Here is a 23,202-nt window from a genome sequence, read left to right on the forward strand (position 1 = left end):
TGAGTGATTGATTAACGTCTGGAACAAGTGTGGGAAGATTGCATGAACAAGCATAAAGGAAGCGTCGGACAGCGTATCAGACGGATTGTCGGTCGAATCGTATTGGTATGGCTGGGCGCATGGCTGGCAGGTATTTTACTCTTTTCATTCCTGCCGGTGCCGTTTTCAGCCGTGATGGCTGAACGACAGATAGGTGCCTGGTTATACGGTGATTTTAGTTATGTCGCCCATTCAGACTGGGTCGGCCATGACGAAATGTCGCCCTGGATGGGACTGGCGGTTATCGCCTCAGAAGATCAAAAGTTTCCTGAGCATTGGGGCTTCGATGTTGCGGCAATTGAATCTGTACTGGATAACAGCGACAGCCGGATGCGCGGAGCGTCCACGCTGTCACAACAGACGGCGAAAAATCTGTTTCTCTGGGATGGCCGCAGCTGGATCCGCAAAGGTCTGGAGGCGGGTTTGACAGTCGGGATTGAGACGGTCTGGACTAAGCGACGCATTCTGACCGTCTATCTCAATATCGCGGAGTTCGGGCCGGGTATCTTTGGCGTTGAAGCGGCTTCACAGCACTATTTCCATAAACCTGCCAGCCGGCTTACGGCAGCAGATGCTGCTTTGCTGGCGGCGGTTTTGCCCAATCCGATTCGTTATCGTGCTGCTGCCCCCTCAGGTTATGTCAGAGAACGGCAACAGTGGATACTGCGTCAGATGCGCCAGCTTGGCGGAGAAGGTTTTTTACAGCGTAACAAACTCGACTAGGCCTTAATCTTCGTCGAAACCCGCTTCAAATAGCTCAATGACCGCAGCCAGCGCCGGGACTTCCTCCGGCCCGCTGGCTTCAATTTCGATGTGTCCGCCTTTGGCTGAGTCGAGCATCAGCAGCGCAATCACGCTGCTGGCTTCAGCTTCCGTGCCCGCTTCATTGCGCAGCAACACTTCGGCATCAAAGCTCTGCACCAGCTCAAATAACTTCATTGCCGGACGGGCGTGCATGCCCAGCTTATTTTTAATTTCTACAGTTTGTCTGACGGTCATGATTTGCGCTTTTCCAGCGTACGATGGCGTGACTGTACATTCTTACCACGCGAACGGAAGTAATCCGCAAGCTGTTCAGCGATATAGACTGAGCGGTGTTTGCCACCAGTGCAGCCAATCGCTACGGTAAGATAGCTACGGTTGTTGGTTTCCAGCATCGGCAACCAGAGTTCAAGGTAGCTGCGCGTCTGGTAGATAAAGTTATGCACTTCTGTATGGCGATCAAGAAAGGCCGCCACCGGGCGATCGAGGCCAGTCATCGGCCGCAGCTTGGGATCCCAATGGGGATTGGGCAGAAAGCGCACGTCAAACACATAGTCAGCGTCAATAGGGATGCCATGTTTGAAGCCAAAGGATTCAAACACCATGGTCAGCTCACGTTCACGTTTACCCAGCAGGCGGGTACGCAGCATCTCGGCCAGCTCGTGCACTGACATCTCTGAGGTGTCGATGATGAGATCGGCCCGCGAACGCAATGGCTCCAGCAGATCGCTCTCTTCGTCAATCGCGCTCTCCAGGGACAGATTCTTGCTGGAAAGGGGATGCAGACGGCGCGTATCGCTGTACCGACGAATCAGCGTATTACGATCGGCGTCCAGGAACAGCAGCTGAGGTGAAAATGAGTCAGGCAGGTTATTCAGCGCGGTTTCAAAAATTTCCGGAGATTCTGGCATGTTACGCACATCAATGCTGACTGCTGCCGAAATATTACGCTCCGCCAGCGAGTTAGCTAACTCGGGCAGTAGCACGACCGGCAGGTTATCAACACAGTAGAACCCCATATCTTCCAGCGCACGGAGCGCCACTGACTTCCCCGAGCCTGAACGACCGCTAACGATCATCAGCACCATGACCTTTTCTCCCGTTTTAAAACCGGCACCTGGCCGGTAAAGACGTGTTACTGCTCTGTCTGGATTTCCGTAATAATGGCGTAGAGCTCTTCATCACTTTGGGCAGCGCGCAGACGACGGCAGACCGTTTTATCTGCCAGACGTTTCGCCACCAGTGACAGGGTGTGCAGGTGTGTTTTGCACTGGTCGGCCGGGACCAGTAAAGCAAACAACAGATCGACCGGCTGGTTGTCGACGGCATCAAATGCAATCGGCTGTTCGAGGCTGATAAAGACCCCAACCGCGCGCAGCGTATCCTCTTCCAGCTTGCCGTGAGGGATCGCAATCCCATTGCCAATACCGGTACTGCCCATGCGTTCGCGGGTCAGGATCGCTTCGAAAAGCGTCTGGTGCGGCAGGTTGAGCTGCTTAGCGGCCAGTTCGCTGATGATTTCCAGCGCACGTTTTTTGCTCTGGCAGTGTACGCCGCTGCGGGTGCAGTCTGGCGAAAGCACTGTGCTCAATTCCAGTGTAAGATCGTTGTTCATTATCATTTCACTTGCGTGTTCACCAGGCCATTCGCCGCCAGCGCGTCATTACCTCTGAGACAAGCTGCGCCTGCTCAGATGACAAAACGGGGCGGATTATCCGCCCCATCCTGTCGGCTCTGCGCGCCAGGCGCGCGTTGCTAGCGTGAAGATTAGTGTTTTTTCAGTTTATCTTTGTGTTTGGTCAGCTGACGGGCCAGCTTGTCGATCAGCCCATCAATTGCCGCATACATATCTTCCGCTTCCGATGTAGCGTGCAGCTCGCCACCATTCACGTGAAGTGTTGCATCAGCCACCTGAGTGACTTTCTCAACTTTCAGGACAATATAGACCTGATTGATATGTTCAAAATAGTGTTCCAGTTTGGCAAATTTCCCGTTGACGAACTCACGCAGAGGCGGTGTGATTTCAACATGTTGCCCGGTCAGGTTCAGCTGCATAGGTCTTCCTTCTCATTTCTTTCAAACCAGTTGTTTACGCTGGTTCGATGGCGGGATGGATAAAGACTCACGATATTTGGCGACGGTACGCCGTGCCACCATAATCCCCTGATCAGATAACATTGAGGTCAGTTTACTGTCGCTCAAGGGTTTGGCTGGATTTTCCGCCGAAATTAATTTTTTCACCAGCGCACGAATCGCGGTTGAGGAGGCTTCGCCTCCACCTTCCGTATTCACATGACTGGAGAAAAAGTACTTTAGTTCAAAAATGCCACGGGGACTGTGCAGATACTTCTGCGTAGTCACGCGAGAAATGGTCGATTCATGCATCTCAACAGCCTGGGCGATATCTGCCAGCACCATCGGACGCATAAATTCTTCACCCTGCTCGAAAAACGCCTGCTGTTGCTCAACAATGCAGCGCGTTACTTTCAGCAGCGTATCATTGCGGCTTTCCAGACTCTTAATCAGCCAGCGGGCTTCCTGCAGATTACTGCGGATAAACTGACTGTCGCTGTCGTTGCGCGCTGAACTGCCCATTGCCGCATAGTGCTGATTGATCTTGAGGCGTGGCAAGCTGTCGGCATTGAGTTCAACCGTCCAGCGACTGCCAACTTTACGCACCAGGACATCGGGAATGACATATTCTGGCTCGCTGGTATTGATCGACTGACCCGGACGCGGGTCCAGCGACTGAATCAGCACCATCGCTTCTTTCAGTACATCCTCTTTGAGGCGCGTCACTCGCATCAGGCTACGGAAATCGTGATTGGCCAGCAGGTCGAGATGCTCGCTGACGATCAGGCGTGCTTCTGCCAGCATCGGTGTGTCGGGCGCATATTGCGACAGCTGCACCAGCAGACAGTCACGCAGGTCGCGCGCACCAACACCCATTGGGTCAAAACGCTGGATGCGTTTCAGCACCGCCTCAACTTCATCCACTTCGAGATCATCGTTGCCGATACTGTCCAGGATCTCCTCAAGCGAAACGGTGAGATATCCGGTGTCATCGATAGCATCGACGATAGAGGTGGCAATAGCGCGATCGGTATCACTGAAAGGCGTCAATCCAACCTGCCACATGAGGTAGTCCTGCAGTGACTGTGTCGTTTCACCCTGATAAACCGGTAACTCATCATCCTGATAATCGGTGCCAGTGCCGGAAGGCGTGCCCGCCGTGTAGATCTCATCCCAGGTGGCATCCAGCGGCAGTTCATCGGGCATCTCTTTCTGCTCAAGCGCTTCGCGTGTATCCAGCGCCTCAGACTCCGGCGATTCCCTGGAGTCGATCTCTTCATGCAGATCAGTCTGCTCAAGCAGCGGATTGCTTTCGAGTGCAAGCTGTAACTCCTGCTGGAGTTCAAGCGTAGAGAGTTGCAGCAGACGAATCGCCTGTTGCAACTGTGGAGTCATTGCCAGCTGTTGGCTGAACCTGAGTTGTAGACCTTGCTTCATAGACAGGATGGTAGTTCCCAGGTAAACATCGGTATTAACGACACCTTATCAGAGTCTGAACTCTTCACCCAAATAAACCCGCTTAACCTGCTCATCCGCAAGAATTTCATTGGGTGTGCCATGCGCAATCAGGTGTCCCTGGCTGACAATATAAGCCCGCTCACAGACCGCTAAGGTTTCACGCACGTTATGGTCGGTAATCAGCACGCCGAGGCCGCTGTCACGCAGATGCTCAATGATTTTCTTGATGTCGATAACGGAGATCGGGTCAACACCGGCAAAAGGCTCATCCAGCAGGATAAATTTAGGATTAGCGGCCAGTGCGCGTGCGATCTCAACACGACGTCGCTCACCACCCGACAGCGCCTGACCCATGCTGTCGCGCAGGTGCTCGATGTGAAACTCTTCCATCAGCTCACGGGCGCGATCCTGGCGTTGCTCTTCTGTCAGATCATCACGAATCTGCAGTACCGCCATCAGGTTATCGTAGACGCTGAGGCGACGGAAAATGGAGGCCTCCTGCGGCAGATAGCCGATGCCACGACGCGCTCGGGCATGCAGCGGCAGGATACTGATATCTTCATCATCAATAATGATACGGCCAGCGTCACGCGGGACAATACCGACCACCATGTAAAAGGTGGTGGTCTTACCGGCGCCGTTCGGACCCAGCAGGCCGACAATCTCGCCGGACTTTACCTGCAGACTGACATCTTCTACCACGCGACGGCCTTTATATGCCTTCGCCAGGTTTTCTGCGATTAATGTGGCCATAGCTATCAGTTACTCTTCTTTCCGCTGTTGGACGAACCTTTATCCTGAAGTTGCGACGGCACCAGGACGGTAGTGACGCGCTTGTTCTGGCCCTGGCTGTAAGCCTGCATTTTCTGCTCTTTTACCAGATAGGTAATACGATCGCCTTTGATGTTGCTGTCCTGCTGCTCAATGAACGCATTGCCGGTCAGTTCAACGAAGTCGTTAGCCAGTTCGTAGTGCAGCTTTGAGGCATGGCCCTGAACCGGCTTGCCGCTGTCCTGCATCTGATAGAACGTAGCGGGGTTGCCGTAGGCATCAACGATGGTTTTCTTGCTGTCGCCACCGGGACGGGTCACCACGACTTTATCCGCCGTGATTTTGATTGAACCCTGCGTCACGATGACATTGCCGGTAAAGGTCGCGACATTGCCCTGCAAATCAAGTGCCTGATTCTGCGAGTCAATGTTGACGGGCTTATCCGAGTCACCGGTCAGGGCAAGCGCCGGAACGCTGGTTGCCAGCAACATGCTGGCCAGTAAAAGCTTCAGGCTATTTTTGTTCATTTTGAATTTCATATGAGGTTTTGACCTTCTCGATTAACTCGGCGTTCTTTGTCCGTAAATTGCCGCGCATTTTCATGCCGGTGGAGTTAAAACTGCGTCCATACAATGTTACCTGATCATCAGAGGTAACATCCTGAGTGACAAGGTTGATCTGTGCGTTATCAGTTTTAATGCGCTCAAGCTGAGAATCCTGCGTCAGCGTATTCAGCTCAACATGGCCATACAGATAAAGCATACGATCTTTGGTGAGCTTTGCTTTATCGGCGCGTAACGTCCAGGTAGGGATTTTATTCTCATCATAAGTGGTCATCACCGGATTTTCGAACCAGCTCAGCTCGTCATCCGAGAAATAGGTCACTTTGTCTGAGACCAGTTTATATGACAGCGCGCCCTGCGGGTTATAAACCACAGTGTGTGAATCAGCACTGGTGTAGGTCGGCGACTGACTGTCGGGCCCGACGGGCGTGCCATTGTCATCCTGGTTAGTAAGATTCCAGCCGATCAAAACCAGTGCAATCAAGGTCAGAATCAGCGTTATCCAACGCCTGCTTTTACTCATACTGATTGCCCTTTGGCATCCTCAAATTTGTTCTGCGCCATTAATATCAGGTCACATACTTCGCGTACCGCGCCGCGTCCACCGGCGATCCGCGTGACGTAGTGGGCGCGTGGCAACAGGATCGGGTGTGCATCCGCCACTGCCACACTTAATCCCACCTTCGCCATAACCGGCCAGTCAATCAGATCGTCACCAATATAGGCGACCTGGTCGTCGGAAAGAGACAGTTTATCCAGAAGTTCACGATAGGCCAAAAGCTTATCCGATTGTCCCTGATAAAGATGACGGATGCCGAGCGTTTTGCAGCGATCTTCCATCAGACGGGCATTACGGCCGGTAATAATAGCCACTTCTACATCAGAGGTCAGCAAACACCGCACACCATAACCGTCCCGCACGTTGAATGCCTTCAGCTCTTCGCCATTATTTCCCATGTAGATCACCCCGTCGGACATCACGCCGTCGACGTCGCAGATCAGCAGACGAATGTTGCTGGCGCGTGCCATAACATCAGCGCTGACCGGGCCATAGCAGGTTTCAATCGGGGGAGTTGCCTGTTGCATTTTCTCTTCCTGTTCAGATTACGCCAGCGCGCAGCATGTCATGCATATGTACCACACCGAGCAGACGGTCGTCATCGGCCACCAGAATCGAGGTAATGTTTTTGGTCTGCATCAGATTCAGGGCTTCAACCGCCAGCATATTTGGCCGGACGCGGATGCCACCCGGCGTCATCACTTCGCCAATGGTGGCGCGCTGAAAATCGATGCCCATATCAAAAATGCGGCGCAGGTCGCCATCGGTAAAGATGCCTTCAATTTTCATCAGACCGTCGACGATCACCGTCAGTCCCAGGTTTTTGCGCGTAATTTCCAGCAGCGCATCGCGCAGTGAAGCATCCCGCGTGACGTGCGGCAGCTCATCGCCGCTGTGCATGATATCAGCCACATGCAGCAGCAACTTGCGGCCCAGCGCACCGCCAGGATGGGAGAGGGCAAAGTCTTCCGCCGTGAATCCACGCGCTTCCAGCAGCGAAACCGCAAGCGCGTCACCCATCACCAGCGTGGCCGTCGTGCTGGAGGTGGGCGCCAGACCCAGCGGACACGCTTCCTGCGGAACATGAACACAAAGATGCACATCGGCAACCCGTCCCATCGCGCTGTCAGGCCGTCCGGTGATGCAGATCAGCGAAATATGCTGACGTTTTAACACCGGAATCAGCGCAAGAATTTCGCTGGACTCACCGCTGTTAGAGATGGCGATGACCACATCATTTTTGCTCACCATCCCCAGATCGCCATGGCTGGCTTCAGCCGGATGCACAAAAAAGGCGGGCGTGCCGGTACTGGCAAAGGTCGCCGCCATTTTTTTGCCGATATGGCCAGACTTGCCCATGCCCATGACCACTACTTTTCCCTGACAGGCATAAATGAGGGCGCAGGCGCGGGCGAAATCGTCATTGATATATTGATCGAGTTGTTCCAGTCCTTCACGCTCGATGCGCAGGACAGTTTTTCCCGCCTGCTGAAAATCAAATGCTGTTGGTTGCTGATATGACATAGTGAGTCTGTCCTTGTTAACCGTCCATAAATGCCGGCTGCATCCAGAGCAGCGTCACCCAGACGAAGAAACCACAGAGTAAAATTAAGCCTGCCGTGCGACCAACCCGACGGCGACGAAGCAGGCAAAGCAGGGCGAACAGCACGCTGACGCCCAGCATCACCCAATAATCACGGGCAAAAGCGTGATAGTCGATGCTGCCAGGATGAATCAGCGCCGGCAGGCCCAGCACGATGGCAATATTATAAATGTTGGCGCCGATCAGATTGCCGATCGCGATATCATCTTCACCTTTCAGCGCGCCAGCAATGACCGTTGCCAGCTCAGGCAGGCTGGTTCCCACGGCGATAAGCGTCAGGCCCATGACCAGTTCACTGACGCCAAAGTAGTCGGCAAAAGCGGTCGCATTATCGATCACCATCCGCGTCGACATCGGCAGTATAATCAGCGCGACGGCCAGCCAGAGAAAGGCCACTGTATTTCCGCTCTCTTCGCGAGGCAGTTCGGCCAGCTGTTCGCGGGTCAGGGTGTCGTTATTGTCCTGTTCCGCTTTCCGTGCAATGCGAATCACCACCATCAGATAAATAGCGGCTATGGCGATCAGGCCAATTCCATCCAGTCGACTAAGCTGATTGTCAAACAGCATGAATCCGCTGAGCAGGGTAACCAGCAACATTAACGGAAGTTCGCGGCGTATCAGATTAGAATGGACGTAAAGCGGGTGCATGAGCGCAGCGGCACCGAGGATCAGTAAAATGTTGGTAATATTCGAGCCGAGCGCGGTACCCACAGCAAGATCCATCTGGCCATGCTGCGCCGCTGAAAAGGAGAGGATCATCTCGGGCAGCGAGGTGCCGATGCTGACAACGGTCATGCCGATAATCAGTGGCGGGATGCCAAAAGATCGACACAATATTGAGGCGCTAAACACCAGACGATCGGCACCATATGCCAGTAAAAGCAAACCGATAATCAGCAGTGCAGAAGCTAAGAACATGAAAAATCCTTGCGTAAAAACCCGGGCCGGCAATGCTTTTCCCGACCGGTTTAAGGTTCTGTTTGGCGAGACAGGCGCTGATTTTGACCGCCTGAACGGCAAAAGTAAATTTAATGACCATTTTCGCCAAATCTTAGCGGTAAGTTTCTGTAAAGCTATCGTGAATCAGGACCGAACAGGCTACCATCGTACCCCATGTTTACGCCCGATCCTTACAAGAGGTAATAATGATCCAGCAGCAAACGAATCTGGTTGAGGTTCGTGGCGTGAGTTTTTCGCGCGGAGATCGCACTATCTTCGACGACATTTCGCTGACCGTGCCGAAAGGGAAAGTCACGGCGATAATGGGGCCATCGGGGATAGGAAAAACCACTCTGCTACGCCTGATTGGGGGGCAACTTCAGCCAACCAGCGGTGAAATCTTTTTCCGTGGCGAAAACATTCCGTCATTGTCACGCGCTAAATTGTACGAAGCGCGCAAGAAAATGAGCATGCTGTTCCAGTCTGGTGCCCTGTTTACTGACTTAACGGTCTATGAAAATGTGGCCTGGCCGCTGCGTGAACATACCCGTCTGCCTGCACCGATTCTGCACAGCACCGTATTAATGAAGCTGGAAGCGGTGGGTCTGCGCGGTGCTGCCCAGCTGAAACCAGCTGAGCTGTCGGGCGGGATGGCACGCCGTGTGGCACTGGCGCGTGCAATTGCGCTTGAGCCGGAGCTGATCATGTTCGACGAACCTTTTGTCGGACAGGATCCCATTACCATGGGCGTGCTGGTAAAATTAATCGACGAACTTAACCATGCTCTGGGCCTGACCTGTATTGTGGTCTCGCACGACGTACCGGAAGTACTGAGTATTGCGGACTATGCCTATATCGTGGCCGGACAAAAAATTATCGCACACGGCACCACGCCGGAATTGCGAGAGAATAATGACCCGCACGTGCGCCAGTTTATTGATGGCCATGCGGATGGTCCGGTTCCCTTCCGTTTTCCTGCCGGCGACTATCTCGCTGATTTAACCGGCTCAGGGAGTAACTAAACAGATGGTCTTGAAGGCGCTGGCGTCATTCGGTCGTCAGGGAATTGAAACGTGCGCCAGTTTTGGACGCGCAGGATTAATGCTGTTTCACGCGCTGGTGGGAAAACCCGCGTTCCGCAGACATACGCCGCTACTGATCAAACAACTCTATAGTGTTGGCGTACTGTCGTTACTGATTATTGTGGTTTCAGGTCTGTTTATCGGCATGGTACTCGGACTGCAGGGCTATCTGGTGCTGAACACCTATGGTGCAGAAACCAGTCTGGGTATGCTGGTGGCGCTCTCCTTGCTGCGTGAACTGGGGCCGGTTGTTACCGCGCTGCTGTTTGCCGGACGGGCAGGATCGGCACTGACGGCTGAAATCGGCCTGATGAAAGCCACTGAACAGCTCTCCAGTATGGAGATGATGGCGGTGGATCCGTTGCGCCGGGTAGTCTCGCCGCGCTTCTGGGCCGGTTTTATCAGCATGCCGCTACTGACCATGATCTTCACTGCGGTCGGTATTGCAGGCGGTGCACTGGTTGGCGTGAGCTGGAAGGGGATCGATCCCGGTTTCTTCTGGTCAGCTATGCAGAACGCGGTCGATTTCCGAACCGATGTCGTTAACTGCATCATCAAAAGCGCCGTCTTTGCCGTAACGGTCACCTGGATTGCTCTTTTTAATGGCTATGACGCGATTCCCACTTCTGAAGGGATCAGTCGCGCGACAACGCGTACCGTAGTACATGCTTCACTGGCGGTGCTCGGGTTGGATTTTGTGCTGACAGCACTGATGTTTGGGAATTGATGCAATGCAAAGCAAAAAAAGCGAAATCTGGGTTGGCATTTTTATGATTATGGCGTTGATCGCCGCATTGTTTCTCTGTCTGCGCGTCGCCGATTTAAAGTCGATGGGCACAGAGCCGACGTGGAAACTCTACGCGACCTTTGACAATATCGGCGGCCTGAAAGCCAGTTCGCCGGTCAAAATTGGTGGTGTGGTCATTGGCCGGGTAACAGAAATAGCGCTTGAGCCGAAAACGCTGCTGCCGCGTGTCACCATGGAGATCAGCGATCAGTATGCGAATAAAATTTCAGATACCAGCTCGCTGGCTGTCCGTACTCAGGGCCTGCTGGGTGAGCAGTTCCTGGCGCTGAACTTAGGCTTTGACGATCCTGAGCTCGGCTCGGCGATGCTGAAAGATGGCGATACGCTGCGTGATACGAAGTCAGCCATGGTGCTCGAAGACCTGATCGGCCAGTTCCTTTATAAGAGCGGCGATAACAAACAAAAAACTGACTCCAAAGACGCGCAGGAAGGCGACAGTGCTGCGCCTGCGGCACCGGCTCAACCTTAAAGAAGAGGGTTTACCATGTTTAAACGTTTATTGATGATTGCCATGCTGGTGGTAGCGGTACCGCTGACGGCGACCGCAGCCGATCAGAGCAATCCTTACAAGCTGATGAACGAAGCGGCGCAGAAGACATTCACCCGTCTGAAAAATGAGCAGCCGAAAATCAAGCAGGATCCCAACTACCTGCGTGAGATTGTGCGTCAGGAGCTCCTGCCATATGTGCAGATTAAATATGCAGGCGCGTTAGTGCTGGGACGCTACTATCGTGACTCAACACCTGCTCAGCGTGAAGCCTATTTCAGCGCCTTTGGTGATTACCTGGCGCAGGCGTATGGTCAGGCACTGGCACTCTATAACGGCCAGAGCTACCAGATTCAGCCCGAACAGCCGTTAGGCGACGCCCAGATTGTCGCTATTCGTGTCACCATTATTGACCCAAATGGACGTCCGCCGGTACGCCTCGATTTCCAGTGGCGTAAAAATAGCCAGAGCGGGAAATGGCAGGCTTATGACATGATCGCCGAAGGCGTCAGCATGATCACCACGAAACAAAATGAGTGGAGCGATTTGTTGCGTACCAAAGGTATTGATGGTCTGACGGCACAACTGAAGTCTTCTGCGGCACAGCCGATCACGCTGGATAAACAACAATAATGCACGAATCGTTACGCTGGGAGCGGGAAGCCAGCACGCTATTACTTAAAGGCGAACTGGATCGCGACACGCTGATGAGCCTGTGGCAGCAACGCGAGACGCTGATCAAAGATGTCGATACTATCGACGTCGCGGGGCTGGAGCGGGTGGACTCTTCCGGTCTCGCCCTGCTGGTGCACTTGCGGGAAATCGCGCGTGCACAGGGTATAACCCCATGCTTTACAGGCATCAGTGACAAACTGCGCTCGCTGATTACCCTTTACAATCTGCAACAGATTATTGTTTCTGCGGATAAAAGCGCCTGATTTCCGGTTGTTATGCTAAGCCCCTGTTTCCAGCAGGGGCTTTTGCGTATTTAAGAGTCAGCCGCTTTCCTCTACTATGTCAGCCTTATTATTATTAAGTGAAGTTAAGCCCAATGGAAAACAGTGAAATTCAGGCCGTGCTGATGGCCGCATTGCCTTTAGACGAAGTTCATGTGATGAGCAACGATGGCAGCCATTTTCAGGTGATCGCCGTAGGCGAACTGTTTGGCGAACTGAGCCGCGTGAAAAAGCAGCAGGCTGTCTATGCGCCGCTGATGGAATTCATCGCGGATAACCGCATGCATGCTGTCTCTATCAAAACTTATACTCCCGCTGAATGGGCACGTGACCGTAAACTCAACGGTTTCTGATCCTTCTGCGTGGTGAACTCGCCGTGAGCGAGTCCAATTTTTAGCTAGTTAATCGAGAGCCGTGTTGATGGAAAAATTTCGTGTGCAAGGCCCCACCCGTTTAAGTGGTGAAGTCACCATTTCCGGGGCAAAGAACGCCGCACTTCCTATTCTGTTTGCTGCCCTGCTGGCTGAAGAGCCGGTAGAGATTAAGAACGTGCCAAAGCTGCGCGACATTGATACCACCATGAAACTGCTGAGCCAGCTGGGTGCGAAGGTCGAACGCAACGGTTCTGTGCATGTCGATGCCAGTGCGGTAGATGTGTTTTGTGCGCCTTATGACCTGGTCAAAACCATGCGTGCCTCAATCTGGGCGCTGGGTCCGCTGGTGGCGCGTTTTGGTCAGGGTCAGGTTTCTCTGCCGGGTGGCTGCGCTATCGGCGCGCGTCCGGTTGATCTGCATATCACCGGTCTGGAACAGCTGGGTGCTGAGATCAAACTGGAAGAGGGCTACGTTAAAGCCTCAGTCAATGGACGCCTGAAAGGCGCGCTGATTGTCATGGACAAAATCAGCGTTGGCGCAACGGTCACTATCATGAGTGCAGCGACGCTGGCGACGGGCACCACTGTGATTGAGAATGCGGCACGTGAGCCGGAAATTGTCGATACCGCCAACTTCCTTAACACCCTGGGTGCCAAAATCAGTGGCGCAGGTAGCGACAAAATCACCATTGAAGGCGTTGAGCGTCTGGGTGGCGGTGTTTATCGCGTTCTGCCCGATCGTATCGAAACCGGTACCTTCCTGGTGGCCGCTGCCATTTCAGGCGGCAAAGTGATGTGCCACAAAACCCAGCCAGATACCATGGATGCTGTATTGGCTAAGCTGCGTGATGCGGGTGCCGATATTGAAACCGGTGAAGACTGGATCAGTCTGGACATGCACGGCAAGCGACCAAAAGCGGTTAACGTGCGCACCGCTCCGCATCCGGGGTTCCCGACAGATATGCAGGCACAGTTCACCCTGTTAAACATGGTTGCGGAAGGCACGGGTCTGATTACCGAAACCATTTTCGAAAACCGTTTTATGCATATCCCTGAACTGATTCGTATGGGCGGACATGCTGAGATTGAGAGCAACACGGCAATCTGCCATGGGGTTGAAACCCTGTCAGGTGCGCAGGTGATGGCGACCGATCTGCGTGCTTCTGCCAGCCTGGTTCTGGCGGGTTGTATTGCGGAAGGCACGACGTTCGTTGATCGCATTTATCACATCGATCGTGGCTATGAGCACATCGAAGATAAACTGAAAGCAATGGGCGCGAACATCGAGCGTGTCAGCGAAGAGTAAGTCTGCTGATGCACTCAAAAAGCCAGCCCCCTTCAGGGCTGGTTTTTTTTTCGCCTGAAAATAGCCTGCGGTCTCAGTTGCTGTCGGAATGCGCTGCAGGCGTCCGGATACGTTTTCTGCGATCCAGCAGGCGGTGGGTGTGGGGATCATAATATCGACTGGGCCAGATCTCACTCGGGTGAATCGTTAGCGCGTCGGCGATCAGCCATTCTCCTTTGGGCCACGGGCGCGTCAGCGCATTAGCCAGTGTTGACGAACTCAGACCCGATGCGCGTGATAGTGCTGCCAGCGTCATACCGCGTTTGTGCAGCGCCGCGATAATGTCAGCCGGATGCCAGTCTTCCTTTATTTTTTCCATAACCTGTTCTCCTTTTCCTTGTCATTGCGTCGTCCAGCAGGACGTTGGCTTTCCTTTTTAGTGCCATCTGGAAAGAACAGGGTTTTTATAGCAAAAAGTTTCCATTAATTTCCAGTTATTTTTAGATCCAGCGCCGGGTCTGTGGGATGACTCGCAAAAGGTGTGCAAATGCTTGCAGGAAATAAGAATAATGGGGACGGATGAGATGAAAACGGAGCCCGGAAGGCTCCGTGAGGGATCAAAAATCGCGCTGAACTGACATGTGCGCCAGCGACTCCAGGGCACTGCGCCATGGCGATTCCGGCAGAATTCTCAGGGCTTCAATGGCTTTATCCGCTTCCTGTTCGGCACGACTGCGCGTCCACTCCAGTGAACCGCACTGATTCATCGCTTCCAGTACGGGTTCCAGCAGATGGCGGCCGTTTCCCTGTTCAATAGCTTCACGGATCATCTTCGCCTGTTCAGGCGAGCCGTGCTGCATCGCATGCAGCAGTGGCAGGGTGGGTTTGCCTTCACTCAGGTCATCGCCAGTATTTTTACCCAGCGTTTCACCATCAGCACTGTAATCCAGTAAGTCGTCAATTAACTGGAAAGCCGTACCCAGATAGCGCCCATAATCCTGCAGGGCTTTTTCCTCTTCAGGTGTGGCTTCAGCCAGAATTGCAGAAGCCTGCGAGGCGGCTTCAAACAGACGCGCTGTCTTGCTGTAAATGACGCGCATGTAGCTCTCTTCAGTGATGTCGGGATCATTGACGTTCATCAGCTGCAGGACTTCACCTTCAGCAATGACGTTTACTGCCTCTGACATCAGCGCCAGGATACGCAGCGAAAACCCATGCTGGTCATCATCTGGAAGGCGCGGGTATAAATAAAGTCACCGACCAGCACGCTTGCCGCATTGCCAAACGCCGCGTTCGCGGTCGCTTTGCCACGACGCATATCGGATTCATCCACGACATCGTCATGCAGCAGCGTGGCGGTGTGGATAAATTCGATCAGCGCCGCATTGGTCACGTGCAGGTCGCCCTTGTAGCCCATGGCACGTGCGGAGAGCACGGCAATCATGGGACGGATACGCTTGCCCCCACCACTGATGATGTAATAGCCCAACTGGTTGATGAGCGAGACATCTGAATTCAGCTGGTCGAGGATGGTCTGGTTAACGGCAGCCATATCCTGTGCGGTTAATTCATTAATCTGTTCTAAGTTCATTCGTCTTTTCAGCTATGACTCGTTATCTCTGCCATGGTAAGTGGTTTACTCAGCCAGCGTTCAGGTAATCTGTTACTGATTGTACTTGAATTTTGTGCCTGAGAAACGGTTGCATTCAGCCTGTGTTTTTTTTCTGCAAGAGTGTGCAAAGTGCTCTTGTCTTCTTCTGGAGTTTTGCGTAGAATTCGCGCCCTATTGTGAATATTTAGCGCGCCGCCTGATGAACTAAAAGGCAAGCGCAGAAGCGGAGTTTTATATGTACGCGGTTTTCCAAAGTGGTGGTAAACAACACCGAGTTAGCGAAGGTCAGACCGTTCGCCTGGAAAAGCTGGACATCGCAACCGGTGAAACGATTGAGTTTGACCAGGTTCTGATGATTGCTAATGGCGAAGACGTGAAAATCGGCGCGCCACTGGTTTCAGGCGGAATGATCAAGGCAGAAGTTGTTGCTCACGGTCGTGGCGAGAAAATTAAGATTGTTAAGTTTCGTCGTCGTAAGCACTACCGTAAGCAAGCAGGCCATCGCCAGTGGTTCACTGATGTGAAAATCACTGGTATCACGGCGTAAGAGGAGATCTGACAAATGGCACATAAAAAGGCTGGTGGTTCGACTCGAAATGGTCGTGACTCCAATGCAAAACGTCTGGGTGTAAAGCGTTTCGGTGGCGAATCTGTTCTGGCAGGTAGCATCATCGTTCGTCAGCGTGGCACCAAATTCCACGCCGGTACCAATGTAGGTTGTGGTCGTGACCACACCCTGTTTGCTACCGCAGACGGTAAAGTACAGTTCGAAGTTAAAGGTCCGAACAACCGTAAATACATCAGCATCGTTGCTGAGTAAGGTTGTCGTGACGCAGACGTTTAACGTCTGAACGCACGAATTGAAGGCCCCGCAGCTCCTGCGGGGCTTTTTACATTCTGCGGTCTGTTGCGGTAAAAGCGACGCATCACAAAAGTTTGCTGTACACTTTGTGTACGCACTGGCGAAAGCCAATCCTGATTTATCCGCCGCTGGTCAGCGCAGAAGACCCTGGCGGACCCGTCTGCAGAGTGCTGCAGACGATTGTGTGACGGAGATAGAAAATGAAGTTTGTAGATGAAGCGACAATTTTGGTCGTCGCCGGTGATGGCGGTAATGGTTGCGTGAGCTTCCGCCGCGAAAAATATATCCCGAGAGGCGGCCCTGATGGCGGTGATGGCGGTGACGGCGGTGATGTTTATCTGATCGCTGATGAAAACCTCAATACCCTTATCGATTATCGTTTCGAAAAATCTTTCCGGGCAGAGCGCGGACAGAACGGCCAGAGCCGCGACTGTACAGGCAAACGCGGTAAAGATATCGAAGTTAAAGTGCCAGTCGGCACCCGGGTTATCGATCAGGGTACCGGTGAGACACTCGGTGACATGACGCGTCACGGCCAGAAACTGATGGTCGGCAAGGGCGGCTGGCATGGTCTGGGCAACACGCGCTTCAAATCCTCAGTGAACCGCAGTCCTCGTCAGAAAACGATGGGTACTCCAGGTGAAAAACGTGACCTGCAGCTGGAGCTGATGCTGCTGGCAGACGTTGGGATGCTGGGCTTACCGAACGCCGGTAAATCAACCTTTATCCGTGCTGTTTCAGCTGCCAAACCAAAAGTGGCGGACTATCCATTTACCACGCTTGTGCCGAGCCTGGGCGTAGTCCGTATGGACAGCGAGCAGAGCTTCGTCGTGGCTGATATTCCTGGCCTGATTGAAGGCGCAGCAGACGGTGCTGGCCTCGGTATCCGCTTCCTGAAACACCTTGAGCGTTGCCGCGTATTGCTGCACCTGATCGACATCGATCCGATCGATGAAAGCGATCCGGTTGAAAATGCCCGCATTATTCTCGGCGAGCTCGAAAAGTACAGCGAGAAGCTGTTCAACAAGCCACGCTGGCTGGTCTTCAACAAGATTGATCTGATTAGCGAAGAAGAAGCGCAGTCACGGGCAAAAGCCGTTGCTGAAGCGCTGGGCTGGGAAGATAAGTATTACCTGATCTCTGCCGCAAGCCGTACTGGTGTCAACGAACTCTGCTGGGACGTGATGAGCTTCATCAATGCCAACCCGAAAGAAGCCGAGCTTGAAGAGAAACAGCCGGAAAAAGTGGAGTTTATGTGGGACGATTACCACAAAGAAACCATTGAAAACACGGTCGAAGTGGAAGATGAAGAGTGGGATGACGACTGGGATGATGAAGACGACGAAGGTGTTGAAATCATCTATCAGCGTTAACCGCGCGTCTGCTACAGCGTGATATAGGATGCCCCCTTTCAGGAATGAAAGGGGGCATTGTTCTTTCTGGAGCCTGCTCTTCAGGGCGACGCTGATATCTGCTTCTGAAGCGTTCAGCCATAAAAAAACGCAGCAGGTTGATCACCTGCTGCGTTTTTATTACTGCGTAATCAGTTGTTCTGATTGATATCGCGGTAGAGTCGGCTCTCGAAACGCACCAGGGGAATACGACGGGTACGTTGATCTTCCGGCGGTACCGCATACCCGGAAAGGAACTGAACGAACGCCACCCGCGCGCCACTTGAGGTAGTGATAAAGCCCGCCAGGTTATAGACGCCCTGCAGTGAACCGGTTTTCGCCGAGACTTTGCCATCCAGTCCTGCTTCATGCAGTCCGCCCCGATATTGCAGCGTGCCATCATAGCCAGCCAGCGGCAGCATCGAAATATAATCCAGCGTGTTGTCATTCTTCGCAATGAACTGCAACACCTGCATCATGGTTTGCGGCGAAATCAGGTCGTGGCGCGACAGGCCGGAACCATCGACCTGGATGCTGTTGCCCATATCGACGTTGGCTTTCGCTTTCAGGATACGACGAACCGCATCCTGCCCGGCACGGAACGTTCCTGGTACGTTGAAGTAGTGATGACCAATAGTGCGGAACACCGTGTCGGCAATCATGTTGTCTGACTTCTTCAGCATGGTGTGCAGCAGCGTATGCAGCGGCGCGGACTGGGTCGATGCCAGTACGGTGCCAGGCTCCGTGACCTGCGTCTGACGCACCAGATGCCCGCTGTAATCAATCTCTGACGACCGCAGTTCCGCCTTGAGAATCTCGCCAGCCCAGGCCGCACCATCCTGCACGGCAAAGGCCAGCGGCAGCGGTTCGGCACGCTGACGCATACAGCCAGTCAGCGTGTAGCGGTTCAACTCGCCCGGCACCACATCCAGTTCACAATATTGCCCTTCGCCGCTGTTGCGGCCGATGGTGCGGACCTGGCTGTACATATGCGCCGGATAATAGGAGGCGATGCGAACAAAGGCATTTTCACCCGGCGTATTCGCGCTGTAGAGCGACACCGAGAAACAGTTCTTATCAACAATCGCAGCACCCGGCGGGGCGCTGAAGCACTGAGTCATATCGTTCCACGGCCAGCCCGGCGCCATGTCGTGACTGGCAAACACGGACGTGTCGATAACCAGATTGCCTTTGATATGGTTAATACCCTGCTTCTTAATCGCCGCGACCATGTTGCGCAGATCCTGACGGGTTAAAGTAGGATCACCGCCGAAACGTGCGACTAAATCGCCGTTCAGGGTGCCATCTATAATGGCGCCGCGAGTCTCAAAAGTGGTCTGAAAACGGAAATCGCCCCCCAGTTCCAGTAATGCCGCCAGCGCCGTCACCACTTTCATGGTACTGGCGGGCAGGGCCATCTGTTTTCCGTGATAATCAATGATCGGTGTTGAAGCACCCACTTTCTGGACCATCAGCGCCAGATTGGCACCGTCTGGCAGGTACTGCATGTATTCATCAACTGGCGCTGCGTGTGCCTGCAGCATAAATGCACAGCTTAATCCGGTAACAAGTCGTGAAAATCGCATAATCTCGCGGTAACTGGCAGGTGAGGGCGTCAATACTACGTTGCCGGACGGTGCAAAGTAAACGATGACCCGCAGTGAACTCTGGGGTAAAATACGTATCAAATTGCAAAACTCTTTTCTGGCCTGGAAGCATCTCCGGGTCAGGATTCTTTTATTTGCAAAAACGGGCTAATGTGCCGCAGAACGCTTTTTTCTGCAGTCACCGGTCAGGATGACATCGTTAACAGGAAAGAGGGCGAGGAGCTTAAATGAATCAGATTCCGATGACGTTAAGAGGCGCTGAAAGATTGCGCGAAGAGCTGAACGAGCTGAAAACCGTGAAGCGCCCGCGCATTATCGCCTCTATCGCTGACGCACGCGAACACGGCGATTTAAAAGAGAACGCGGAATACCATGCTGCGCGTGAAGAGCAGGGTTTTTGTGAAGGGCGTATTCAGGAGATTGAAGCCAAACTCTCCAATGCGCAGGTGATCGACGTCACCCAGATGCCTAAAACTGGCCGCGTAATTTTCGGCGCAACGGTAACCGTACTGAATGTCGAGACCGACGAAGAGTCGACTTATCGTATCGTGGGCGATGACGAAGCGGACTTTAAGCAAAATCTGATTTCGGTCAATTCGCCAATGGCGCGTGGCCTGGTGGGAAAAGAAGCCGATGATGTGGCTATTGTTAAAACCCCAGGCGGCGACGTTGAGTACGAAATCCTGAAGGTGGAATACCTTTAAGATGTTGCTACGCTTTGAAAAGCGTTAAAGCACAATGTAAAGAAAAGAAAAAGGCCGCATCGCGGCCTTTTATCTGAGGTAAGAGCATGTCACTTTCTTTGCCCACTTAACGTGGCAGAGAAATTTTGCTCTCTTTAGAGGGGCGATACAGCACCAGCGTTTTGCCGATCACCTGTACGTTGCTGGCACCGGTCTCACGCACGATAGCTTCAACGATCAGCTGTTTCGTTTCACGATCTTCCGAGGCGATTTTTACCTTGATCAGTTCGTGATGCGCCAGAGCCTGCTCGATTTCGGCCAGCACGCCTTCAGTCAGGCCGTTGCCACCCAGCATAACCACTGGCTTGAGTGGATGGGCGAGGCCCTTGAGGTGCTGTTTTTGTTTGGTACTTAGATTCATCGTAGTTTTTTACTTACTCAGGGATTGAAAACGGTTCATTCTACCGCCATCTCGGGTATATCACCAAATCGACGCAACCCATTGCGTGCAGGTTTATCGCTACGATGACGATTTAGTTGGAAATAATATGACGGGTAAAAAGCGTTCAGCCAGCTCCGGCCGCTGGCTTCAGGAACACTTTAGCGATAAATATGTGCTCCAGGCGCATAAAAAAGGGTTGCGCTCGCGCGCCTGGTTTAAACTTGATGAAATACAACAGGGTGACAAGCTGTTCAAACCCGGTATGACCGTGGTAGATCTGGGTGCCGCACCCGGTGGCTGGTCGCAATATGTGGTACAGCAAATCGGGAACAAAGGGCGCGTCATTGCCTGTGATATCCTGCCAATGGATCCAATAGTCGGTGTCGATTTCCTTCAGGGCGATTTTCGTGAAGAATCGGTGATCAATGCGCTGCTCGAGCGCGTTGGCGATCAGAAAGTTCAGGTTGTCATGTCCGACATGGCGCCGAATATGAGTGGTACACCTGCCGTAGATATTCCCCGGTCGATGTATTTAGTGGAGCTGGCGCTGGAGATGTGTCGGGATATCCTGGCACCTGGCGGCAGTTTTGTAGTGAAAGTGTTTCAGGGAGATGGCTTCGATGAATACCTGCGGGAAATTCGCTCCCTGTTTACGAAAGTAAAAATTCGTAAGCCGGACGCTTCACGTTCTCGTTCACGTGAAGTGTACATTGTGGCGACTGGGCGCAAACTATAACCAAATTGCTGGAGAAGTCCGCAGCGTTGCTGCGATTCCATGTATGCAGGAACTATAGTACCCTACGCTATCTGTTAACACCGATGTAATATGAGGTTAATCCCTTGAGTGACATGGCGAAAAACCTGATTCTCTGGTTAGTCATCGCGGTCGTGCTGATGTCAGTATTCCAGAGCTTTGGGCCCAGCGAGTCGAATGGCCGTCGGGTTGATTATTCAACCTTCCTGTCGGAAGTGAACCAGGATCAGGTCCGCGAGGCACGCATTAACGGGCGTGAAATTAACGTTGTCAAAAAAGACAGCAATAAATATACCACCTACATTCCTGTCAATGATCCTAAGTTGCTCGATAACCTCTTGACCAAAAACGTCAAAGTGGTTGGCGAACCGCCGGAAGAACCAAGCCTGCTGGCTTCAATCTTCATTTCGTGGTTCCCGATGCTGCTGCTGATCGGTGTGTGGATCTTCTTTATGCGTCAGATGCAGGGCGGTGGCGGAAAGGGCGCGATGTCCTTCGGCAAAAGCAAAGCCCGCATGTTGACGGAAGACCAGATTAAAACCACTTTCGCTGACGTCGCAGGTTGTGACGAAGCGAAAGATGAAGTGGCTGAGCTGGTGGAATATCTGCGTGAGCCGAGCCGTTTCCAGAAGCTGGGCGGTAAAATTCCAAAAGGCGTTCTGATGGTGGGGCCACCGGGTACCGGTAAAACCTTGCTCGCCAAAGCGATTGCTGGCGAAGCGAAGGTGCCTTTCTTCACTATCTCCGGTTCTGACTTTGTGGAAATGTTTGTCGGTGTTGGTGCATCCCGTGTGCGCGACATGTTCGAACAGGCTAAGAAAGCGGCACCGTGCATCATCTTCATCGATGAAATCGATGCCGTTGGTCGTCAGCGTGGCGCCGGTTTAGGCGGTGGTCATGATGAACGTGAGCAGACGCTGAACCAGATGCTGGTTGAGATGGATGGTTTCGAAGGTAACGAAGGTATTATCGTTATCGCCGCGACTAACCGTCCTGACGTACTGGACCCTGCGCTGCTGCGTCCGGGCCGCTTTGACCGTCAGGTTGTTGTAGGCCTGCCCGATGTACGCGGTCGTGAGCAGATCCTGAAAGTGCATATGCGTCGTGTGCCACTGGCTACCGATATTGATGCAGCGATCATTGCACGTGGTACCCCAGGCTTCTCCGGTGCCGATCTGGCCAACCTTGTCAACGAAGCAGCGCTGTTCGCCGCCCGTTCAAACAAGCGTGTGGTGTCGATGGTTGAGTTCGAGAAAGCGAAAGATAAAATCATGATGGGTGCGGAACGTCGCTCCATGGTGATGACGGAATCGCAGAAAGAGTCAACGGCTTACCACGAAGCCGGCCACGCGATTATTGGTCGCCTGGTACCAGAGCATGATCCGGTCCATAAAGTTACGATTATCCCGCGCGGCCGTGCGCTGGGTGTGACCTTCTTCCTGCCTGAAGGCGACGCGATCAGCGCCAGCCGTCAGAAACTGGAAAGCCAGATTTCAACGCTTTACGGCGGTCGTCTGGCAGAAGAGATCATCTACGGTGCAGAACGTGTTTCTACCGGTGCGTCTAACGACATCAAAGTCGCGACTAACCTGGCACGTAACATGGTGACGCAGTGGGGCTTCTCTGAAAAACTGGGTCCGTTGCTGTATGCAGAAGAAGAGGGTGAAGTGTTCCTTGGACGTTCTGTCGCGAAAGCGAAACACATGTCTGATGAAACTGCCCGCATCATCGACCAGGAAGTCAAACACCTGATCGACAGCAACTACCAGCGTGCTCGCCGCATTCTGGGTGAGAACATGGACATCCTTCACGCGATGAAAGACGCGCTGATGAAGTATGAAACCATTGATGCACCGCAGATCGACGACCTGATGGCACGCCGCGAAGTGCGTCCGCCAGCAGGCTGGGAAGATCCAGGCAGCAACTCAGACAGCAACGGTACGCCAAAGGCGCCACGTCCGGTTGATGAACCGCGTACGCCAAACCCAGGCAATACCATGTCAGAGCAGTACAACAAATAAGACGCAACATCGTCAGACAAAACCCCGGCTGGTCCGGGGTTTTTTACATCCAGATATTGATCAGCAAGGAG

General features: G+C 53.1%; 29 protein-coding genes and 1 pseudogene. 15 read left to right on the forward strand and 15 right to left on the reverse strand.

The features are described from left to right. Positions 1-42: 42 nt before the first annotated feature. Positions 43-762 (forward strand): monofunctional biosynthetic peptidoglycan transglycosylase, encoded by a 720-nt coding sequence (mtgA, locus tag AC6I77_RS01890; protein WP_033762315.1) that lies wholly within the window; start codon positions 43-45, stop codon positions 760-762. A gap of 3 nt (positions 763-765) precedes the next feature. On the opposite strand, the gene npr is transcribed toward mtgA, so the two are convergent. The 11 genes from npr to AC6I77_RS01945 all read right to left on the reverse strand — a co-directional run bounded on the left by npr (position 766) and on the right by AC6I77_RS01945 (position 8,746). Continuing rightward, complete coding sequence (npr, locus tag AC6I77_RS01895) at positions 766-1,038, reverse strand: PTS phosphocarrier protein NPr (protein WP_003851116.1); 273 nt, start codon at positions 1,036-1,038, stop codon at positions 766-768. Then, positions 1,035-1,889, reverse strand: coding sequence for an RNase adapter RapZ (gene rapZ / locus AC6I77_RS01900; protein WP_003851114.1), 855 nt, complete (start codon positions 1,887-1,889; stop codon positions 1,035-1,037). Before rapZ ends, npr begins: the two co-directional genes overlap by 4 nt. 47 nt (positions 1,890-1,936) lie before the next feature. Next, positions 1,937-2,416: a PTS IIA-like nitrogen regulatory protein PtsN gene (ptsN, locus tag AC6I77_RS01905; RefSeq protein ID WP_008925405.1), complete on the reverse strand. Its 480-nt coding sequence runs from the start codon at positions 2,414-2,416 to the stop codon at positions 1,937-1,939. Between the two features lie 152 nt (positions 2,417-2,568). Continuing rightward, complete coding sequence (gene hpf / locus AC6I77_RS01910; protein WP_003851111.1) at positions 2,569-2,856, reverse strand: ribosome hibernation promoting factor; 288 nt, start codon at positions 2,854-2,856, stop codon at positions 2,569-2,571. A 21-nt stretch (positions 2,857-2,877) separates the two neighbouring features. Then, positions 2,878-4,311: an RNA polymerase factor sigma-54 gene (gene rpoN / locus AC6I77_RS01915; RefSeq protein ID WP_008925406.1), complete on the reverse strand. Its 1,434-nt coding sequence runs from the start codon at positions 4,309-4,311 to the stop codon at positions 2,878-2,880. 48 nt (positions 4,312-4,359) lie between these two features. Beyond that, positions 4,360-5,085: an LPS export ABC transporter ATP-binding protein gene (gene lptB, locus AC6I77_RS01920; protein ID WP_003851107.1), complete on the reverse strand. Its 726-nt coding sequence runs from the start codon at positions 5,083-5,085 to the stop codon at positions 4,360-4,362. A gap of 5 nt (positions 5,086-5,090) precedes the next feature. Then, entirely contained in the window at positions 5,091-5,642 is a 552-nt protein-coding gene (gene lptA / locus AC6I77_RS01925) for a lipopolysaccharide ABC transporter substrate-binding protein LptA (protein WP_033762313.1), read from the reverse strand. After that, on the reverse strand, positions 5,617-6,189 hold the full coding sequence (lptC, locus tag AC6I77_RS01930) for an LPS export ABC transporter periplasmic protein LptC (protein ID WP_008925408.1): 573 nt from the start codon (positions 6,187-6,189) through the stop codon (positions 5,617-5,619). Before lptC ends, lptA begins: the two co-directional genes overlap by 26 nt. Continuing rightward, the gene (kdsC, locus tag AC6I77_RS01935) at positions 6,186-6,752 is read right to left on the reverse strand and encodes a 3-deoxy-manno-octulosonate-8-phosphatase KdsC (RefSeq protein WP_003851104.1); all 567 of its coding nucleotides are present in this window, start codon (positions 6,750-6,752) and stop codon (positions 6,186-6,188) included. The genes lptC and kdsC overlap by 4 nt, the downstream gene beginning before the upstream one ends. Positions 6,753-6,765: 13 nt before the next feature. Continuing rightward, on the reverse strand, positions 6,766-7,749 hold the full coding sequence (gene kdsD / locus AC6I77_RS01940) for an arabinose-5-phosphate isomerase KdsD (RefSeq protein ID WP_078804849.1): 984 nt from the start codon (positions 7,747-7,749) through the stop codon (positions 6,766-6,768). 16 nt (positions 7,750-7,765) lie between these two features. Then, entirely contained in the window at positions 7,766-8,746 is a 981-nt protein-coding gene (locus AC6I77_RS01945; RefSeq protein ID WP_003851100.1) for a calcium/sodium antiporter, read from the reverse strand. Between AC6I77_RS01945 and AC6I77_RS01950 the strand changes: the two genes are divergently transcribed. The 8 genes from AC6I77_RS01950 to murA all read left to right on the forward strand — a co-directional run bounded on the left by AC6I77_RS01950 (position 8,745) and on the right by murA (position 13,780). Beyond that, positions 8,745-9,002, forward strand: coding sequence for a hypothetical protein (locus AC6I77_RS01950; protein ID WP_128755139.1), 258 nt, complete (start codon positions 8,745-8,747; stop codon positions 9,000-9,002). The genes AC6I77_RS01945 and AC6I77_RS01950 overlap by 2 nt on opposite strands. Next, positions 8,974-9,789, forward strand: coding sequence for a phospholipid ABC transporter ATP-binding protein MlaF (gene mlaF, locus AC6I77_RS01955; protein WP_497816687.1), 816 nt, complete (start codon positions 8,974-8,976; stop codon positions 9,787-9,789). The genes AC6I77_RS01950 and mlaF overlap by 29 nt, the downstream gene beginning before the upstream one ends. Positions 9,790-9,793: 4 nt before the next feature. After that, complete coding sequence (gene mlaE, locus AC6I77_RS01960; RefSeq protein WP_008925410.1) at positions 9,794-10,576, forward strand: lipid asymmetry maintenance ABC transporter permease subunit MlaE; 783 nt, start codon at positions 9,794-9,796, stop codon at positions 10,574-10,576. A 4-nt stretch (positions 10,577-10,580) separates the two neighbouring features. Beyond that, complete coding sequence (mlaD, locus tag AC6I77_RS01965) at positions 10,581-11,126, forward strand: outer membrane lipid asymmetry maintenance protein MlaD (protein ID WP_008925411.1); 546 nt, start codon at positions 10,581-10,583, stop codon at positions 11,124-11,126. 15 nt (positions 11,127-11,141) lie between these two features. After that, on the forward strand, positions 11,142-11,777 hold the full coding sequence (gene mlaC / locus AC6I77_RS01970) for a phospholipid-binding protein MlaC (protein ID WP_008925412.1): 636 nt from the start codon (positions 11,142-11,144) through the stop codon (positions 11,775-11,777). Then, complete coding sequence (mlaB, locus tag AC6I77_RS01975; protein ID WP_008925413.1) at positions 11,777-12,082, forward strand: lipid asymmetry maintenance protein MlaB; 306 nt, start codon at positions 11,777-11,779, stop codon at positions 12,080-12,082. The genes mlaC and mlaB overlap by 1 nt, the downstream gene beginning before the upstream one ends. Before the next feature lie 113 nt (positions 12,083-12,195). After that, positions 12,196-12,453 (forward strand): BolA family iron metabolism protein IbaG, encoded by a 258-nt coding sequence (ibaG, locus tag AC6I77_RS01980; RefSeq protein ID WP_003851098.1) that lies wholly within the window; start codon positions 12,196-12,198, stop codon positions 12,451-12,453. A gap of 67 nt (positions 12,454-12,520) precedes the next feature. Next, a complete protein-coding gene (gene murA, locus AC6I77_RS01985; protein WP_008925414.1) occupies positions 12,521-13,780 on the forward strand; it encodes a UDP-N-acetylglucosamine 1-carboxyvinyltransferase in 1,260 nt (419 codons plus the stop codon). Positions 13,781-13,853: 73 nt separating this feature from the next. On the opposite strand, the gene AC6I77_RS01990 is transcribed toward murA, so the two are convergent. Further along, entirely contained in the window at positions 13,854-14,138 is a 285-nt protein-coding gene (locus AC6I77_RS01990; protein WP_003851095.1) for a helix-turn-helix domain-containing protein, read from the reverse strand. Positions 14,139-14,376: 238 nt separating this feature from the next. After that, positions 14,377-15,350: pseudogene (gene ispB, locus AC6I77_RS01995) on the reverse strand (octaprenyl diphosphate synthase). Between the two features lie 256 nt (positions 15,351-15,606). On the opposite strand from ispB, the gene rplU reads away from it, so the two are divergent. The 3 genes from rplU (at position 15,607) to cgtA (ending at position 17,606) form a co-directional block, all read left to right on the forward strand. Further along, positions 15,607-15,918, forward strand: a complete 312-nt coding sequence (rplU, locus tag AC6I77_RS02000) for a 50S ribosomal protein L21 (protein ID WP_008925416.1) — start codon at positions 15,607-15,609, stop codon at positions 15,916-15,918. A 15-nt stretch (positions 15,919-15,933) separates the two neighbouring features. Beyond that, positions 15,934-16,191 (forward strand): 50S ribosomal protein L27, encoded by a 258-nt coding sequence (gene rpmA / locus AC6I77_RS02005; protein ID WP_003851093.1) that lies wholly within the window; start codon positions 15,934-15,936, stop codon positions 16,189-16,191. A gap of 242 nt (positions 16,192-16,433) precedes the next feature. Continuing rightward, positions 16,434-17,606, forward strand: a complete 1,173-nt coding sequence (cgtA, locus tag AC6I77_RS02010; RefSeq protein WP_003851092.1) for an Obg family GTPase CgtA — start codon at positions 16,434-16,436, stop codon at positions 17,604-17,606. Positions 17,607-17,776: 170 nt separating this feature from the next. Here the strand turns inward: cgtA and dacB are convergent, their stop codons facing one another. Further along, positions 17,777-19,210 carry a serine-type D-Ala-D-Ala carboxypeptidase gene (gene dacB, locus AC6I77_RS02015; protein WP_033743117.1) on the reverse strand — a complete coding sequence of 478 codons (1,434 nt, stop codon included), beginning with the start codon at positions 19,208-19,210 and terminating at the stop codon, positions 17,777-17,779. A gap of 248 nt (positions 19,211-19,458) precedes the next feature. Here dacB and greA point away from each other — a divergent pair, with 248 nt between their 5' ends. Further along, the gene (greA, locus tag AC6I77_RS02020) at positions 19,459-19,935 is read left to right on the forward strand and encodes a transcription elongation factor GreA (RefSeq protein ID WP_003851087.1); all 477 of its coding nucleotides are present in this window, start codon (positions 19,459-19,461) and stop codon (positions 19,933-19,935) included. Between the two features lie 106 nt (positions 19,936-20,041). Here the strand turns inward: greA and yhbY are convergent, their stop codons facing one another. Next, a complete protein-coding gene (gene yhbY, locus AC6I77_RS02025) occupies positions 20,042-20,335 on the reverse strand; it encodes a ribosome assembly RNA-binding protein YhbY (protein ID WP_008925418.1) in 294 nt (97 codons plus the stop codon). A gap of 127 nt (positions 20,336-20,462) precedes the next feature. Between yhbY and rlmE the strand changes: the two genes are divergently transcribed. Together rlmE and ftsH are read left to right on the forward strand one after the other, a co-directional pair. Continuing rightward, positions 20,463-21,092: a 23S rRNA (uridine(2552)-2'-O)-methyltransferase RlmE gene (gene rlmE, locus AC6I77_RS02030; protein ID WP_008925419.1), complete on the forward strand. Its 630-nt coding sequence runs from the start codon at positions 20,463-20,465 to the stop codon at positions 21,090-21,092. Positions 21,093-21,205: 113 nt separating this feature from the next. Next, entirely contained in the window at positions 21,206-23,131 is a 1,926-nt protein-coding gene (gene ftsH / locus AC6I77_RS02035; protein WP_033743100.1) for an ATP-dependent zinc metalloprotease FtsH, read from the forward strand. Positions 23,132-23,202: the final 71 nt, after the last annotated feature.

It is taken from the genome of Pantoea sp. X-Soil-ISGK-259 (assembly GCF_059730705.1).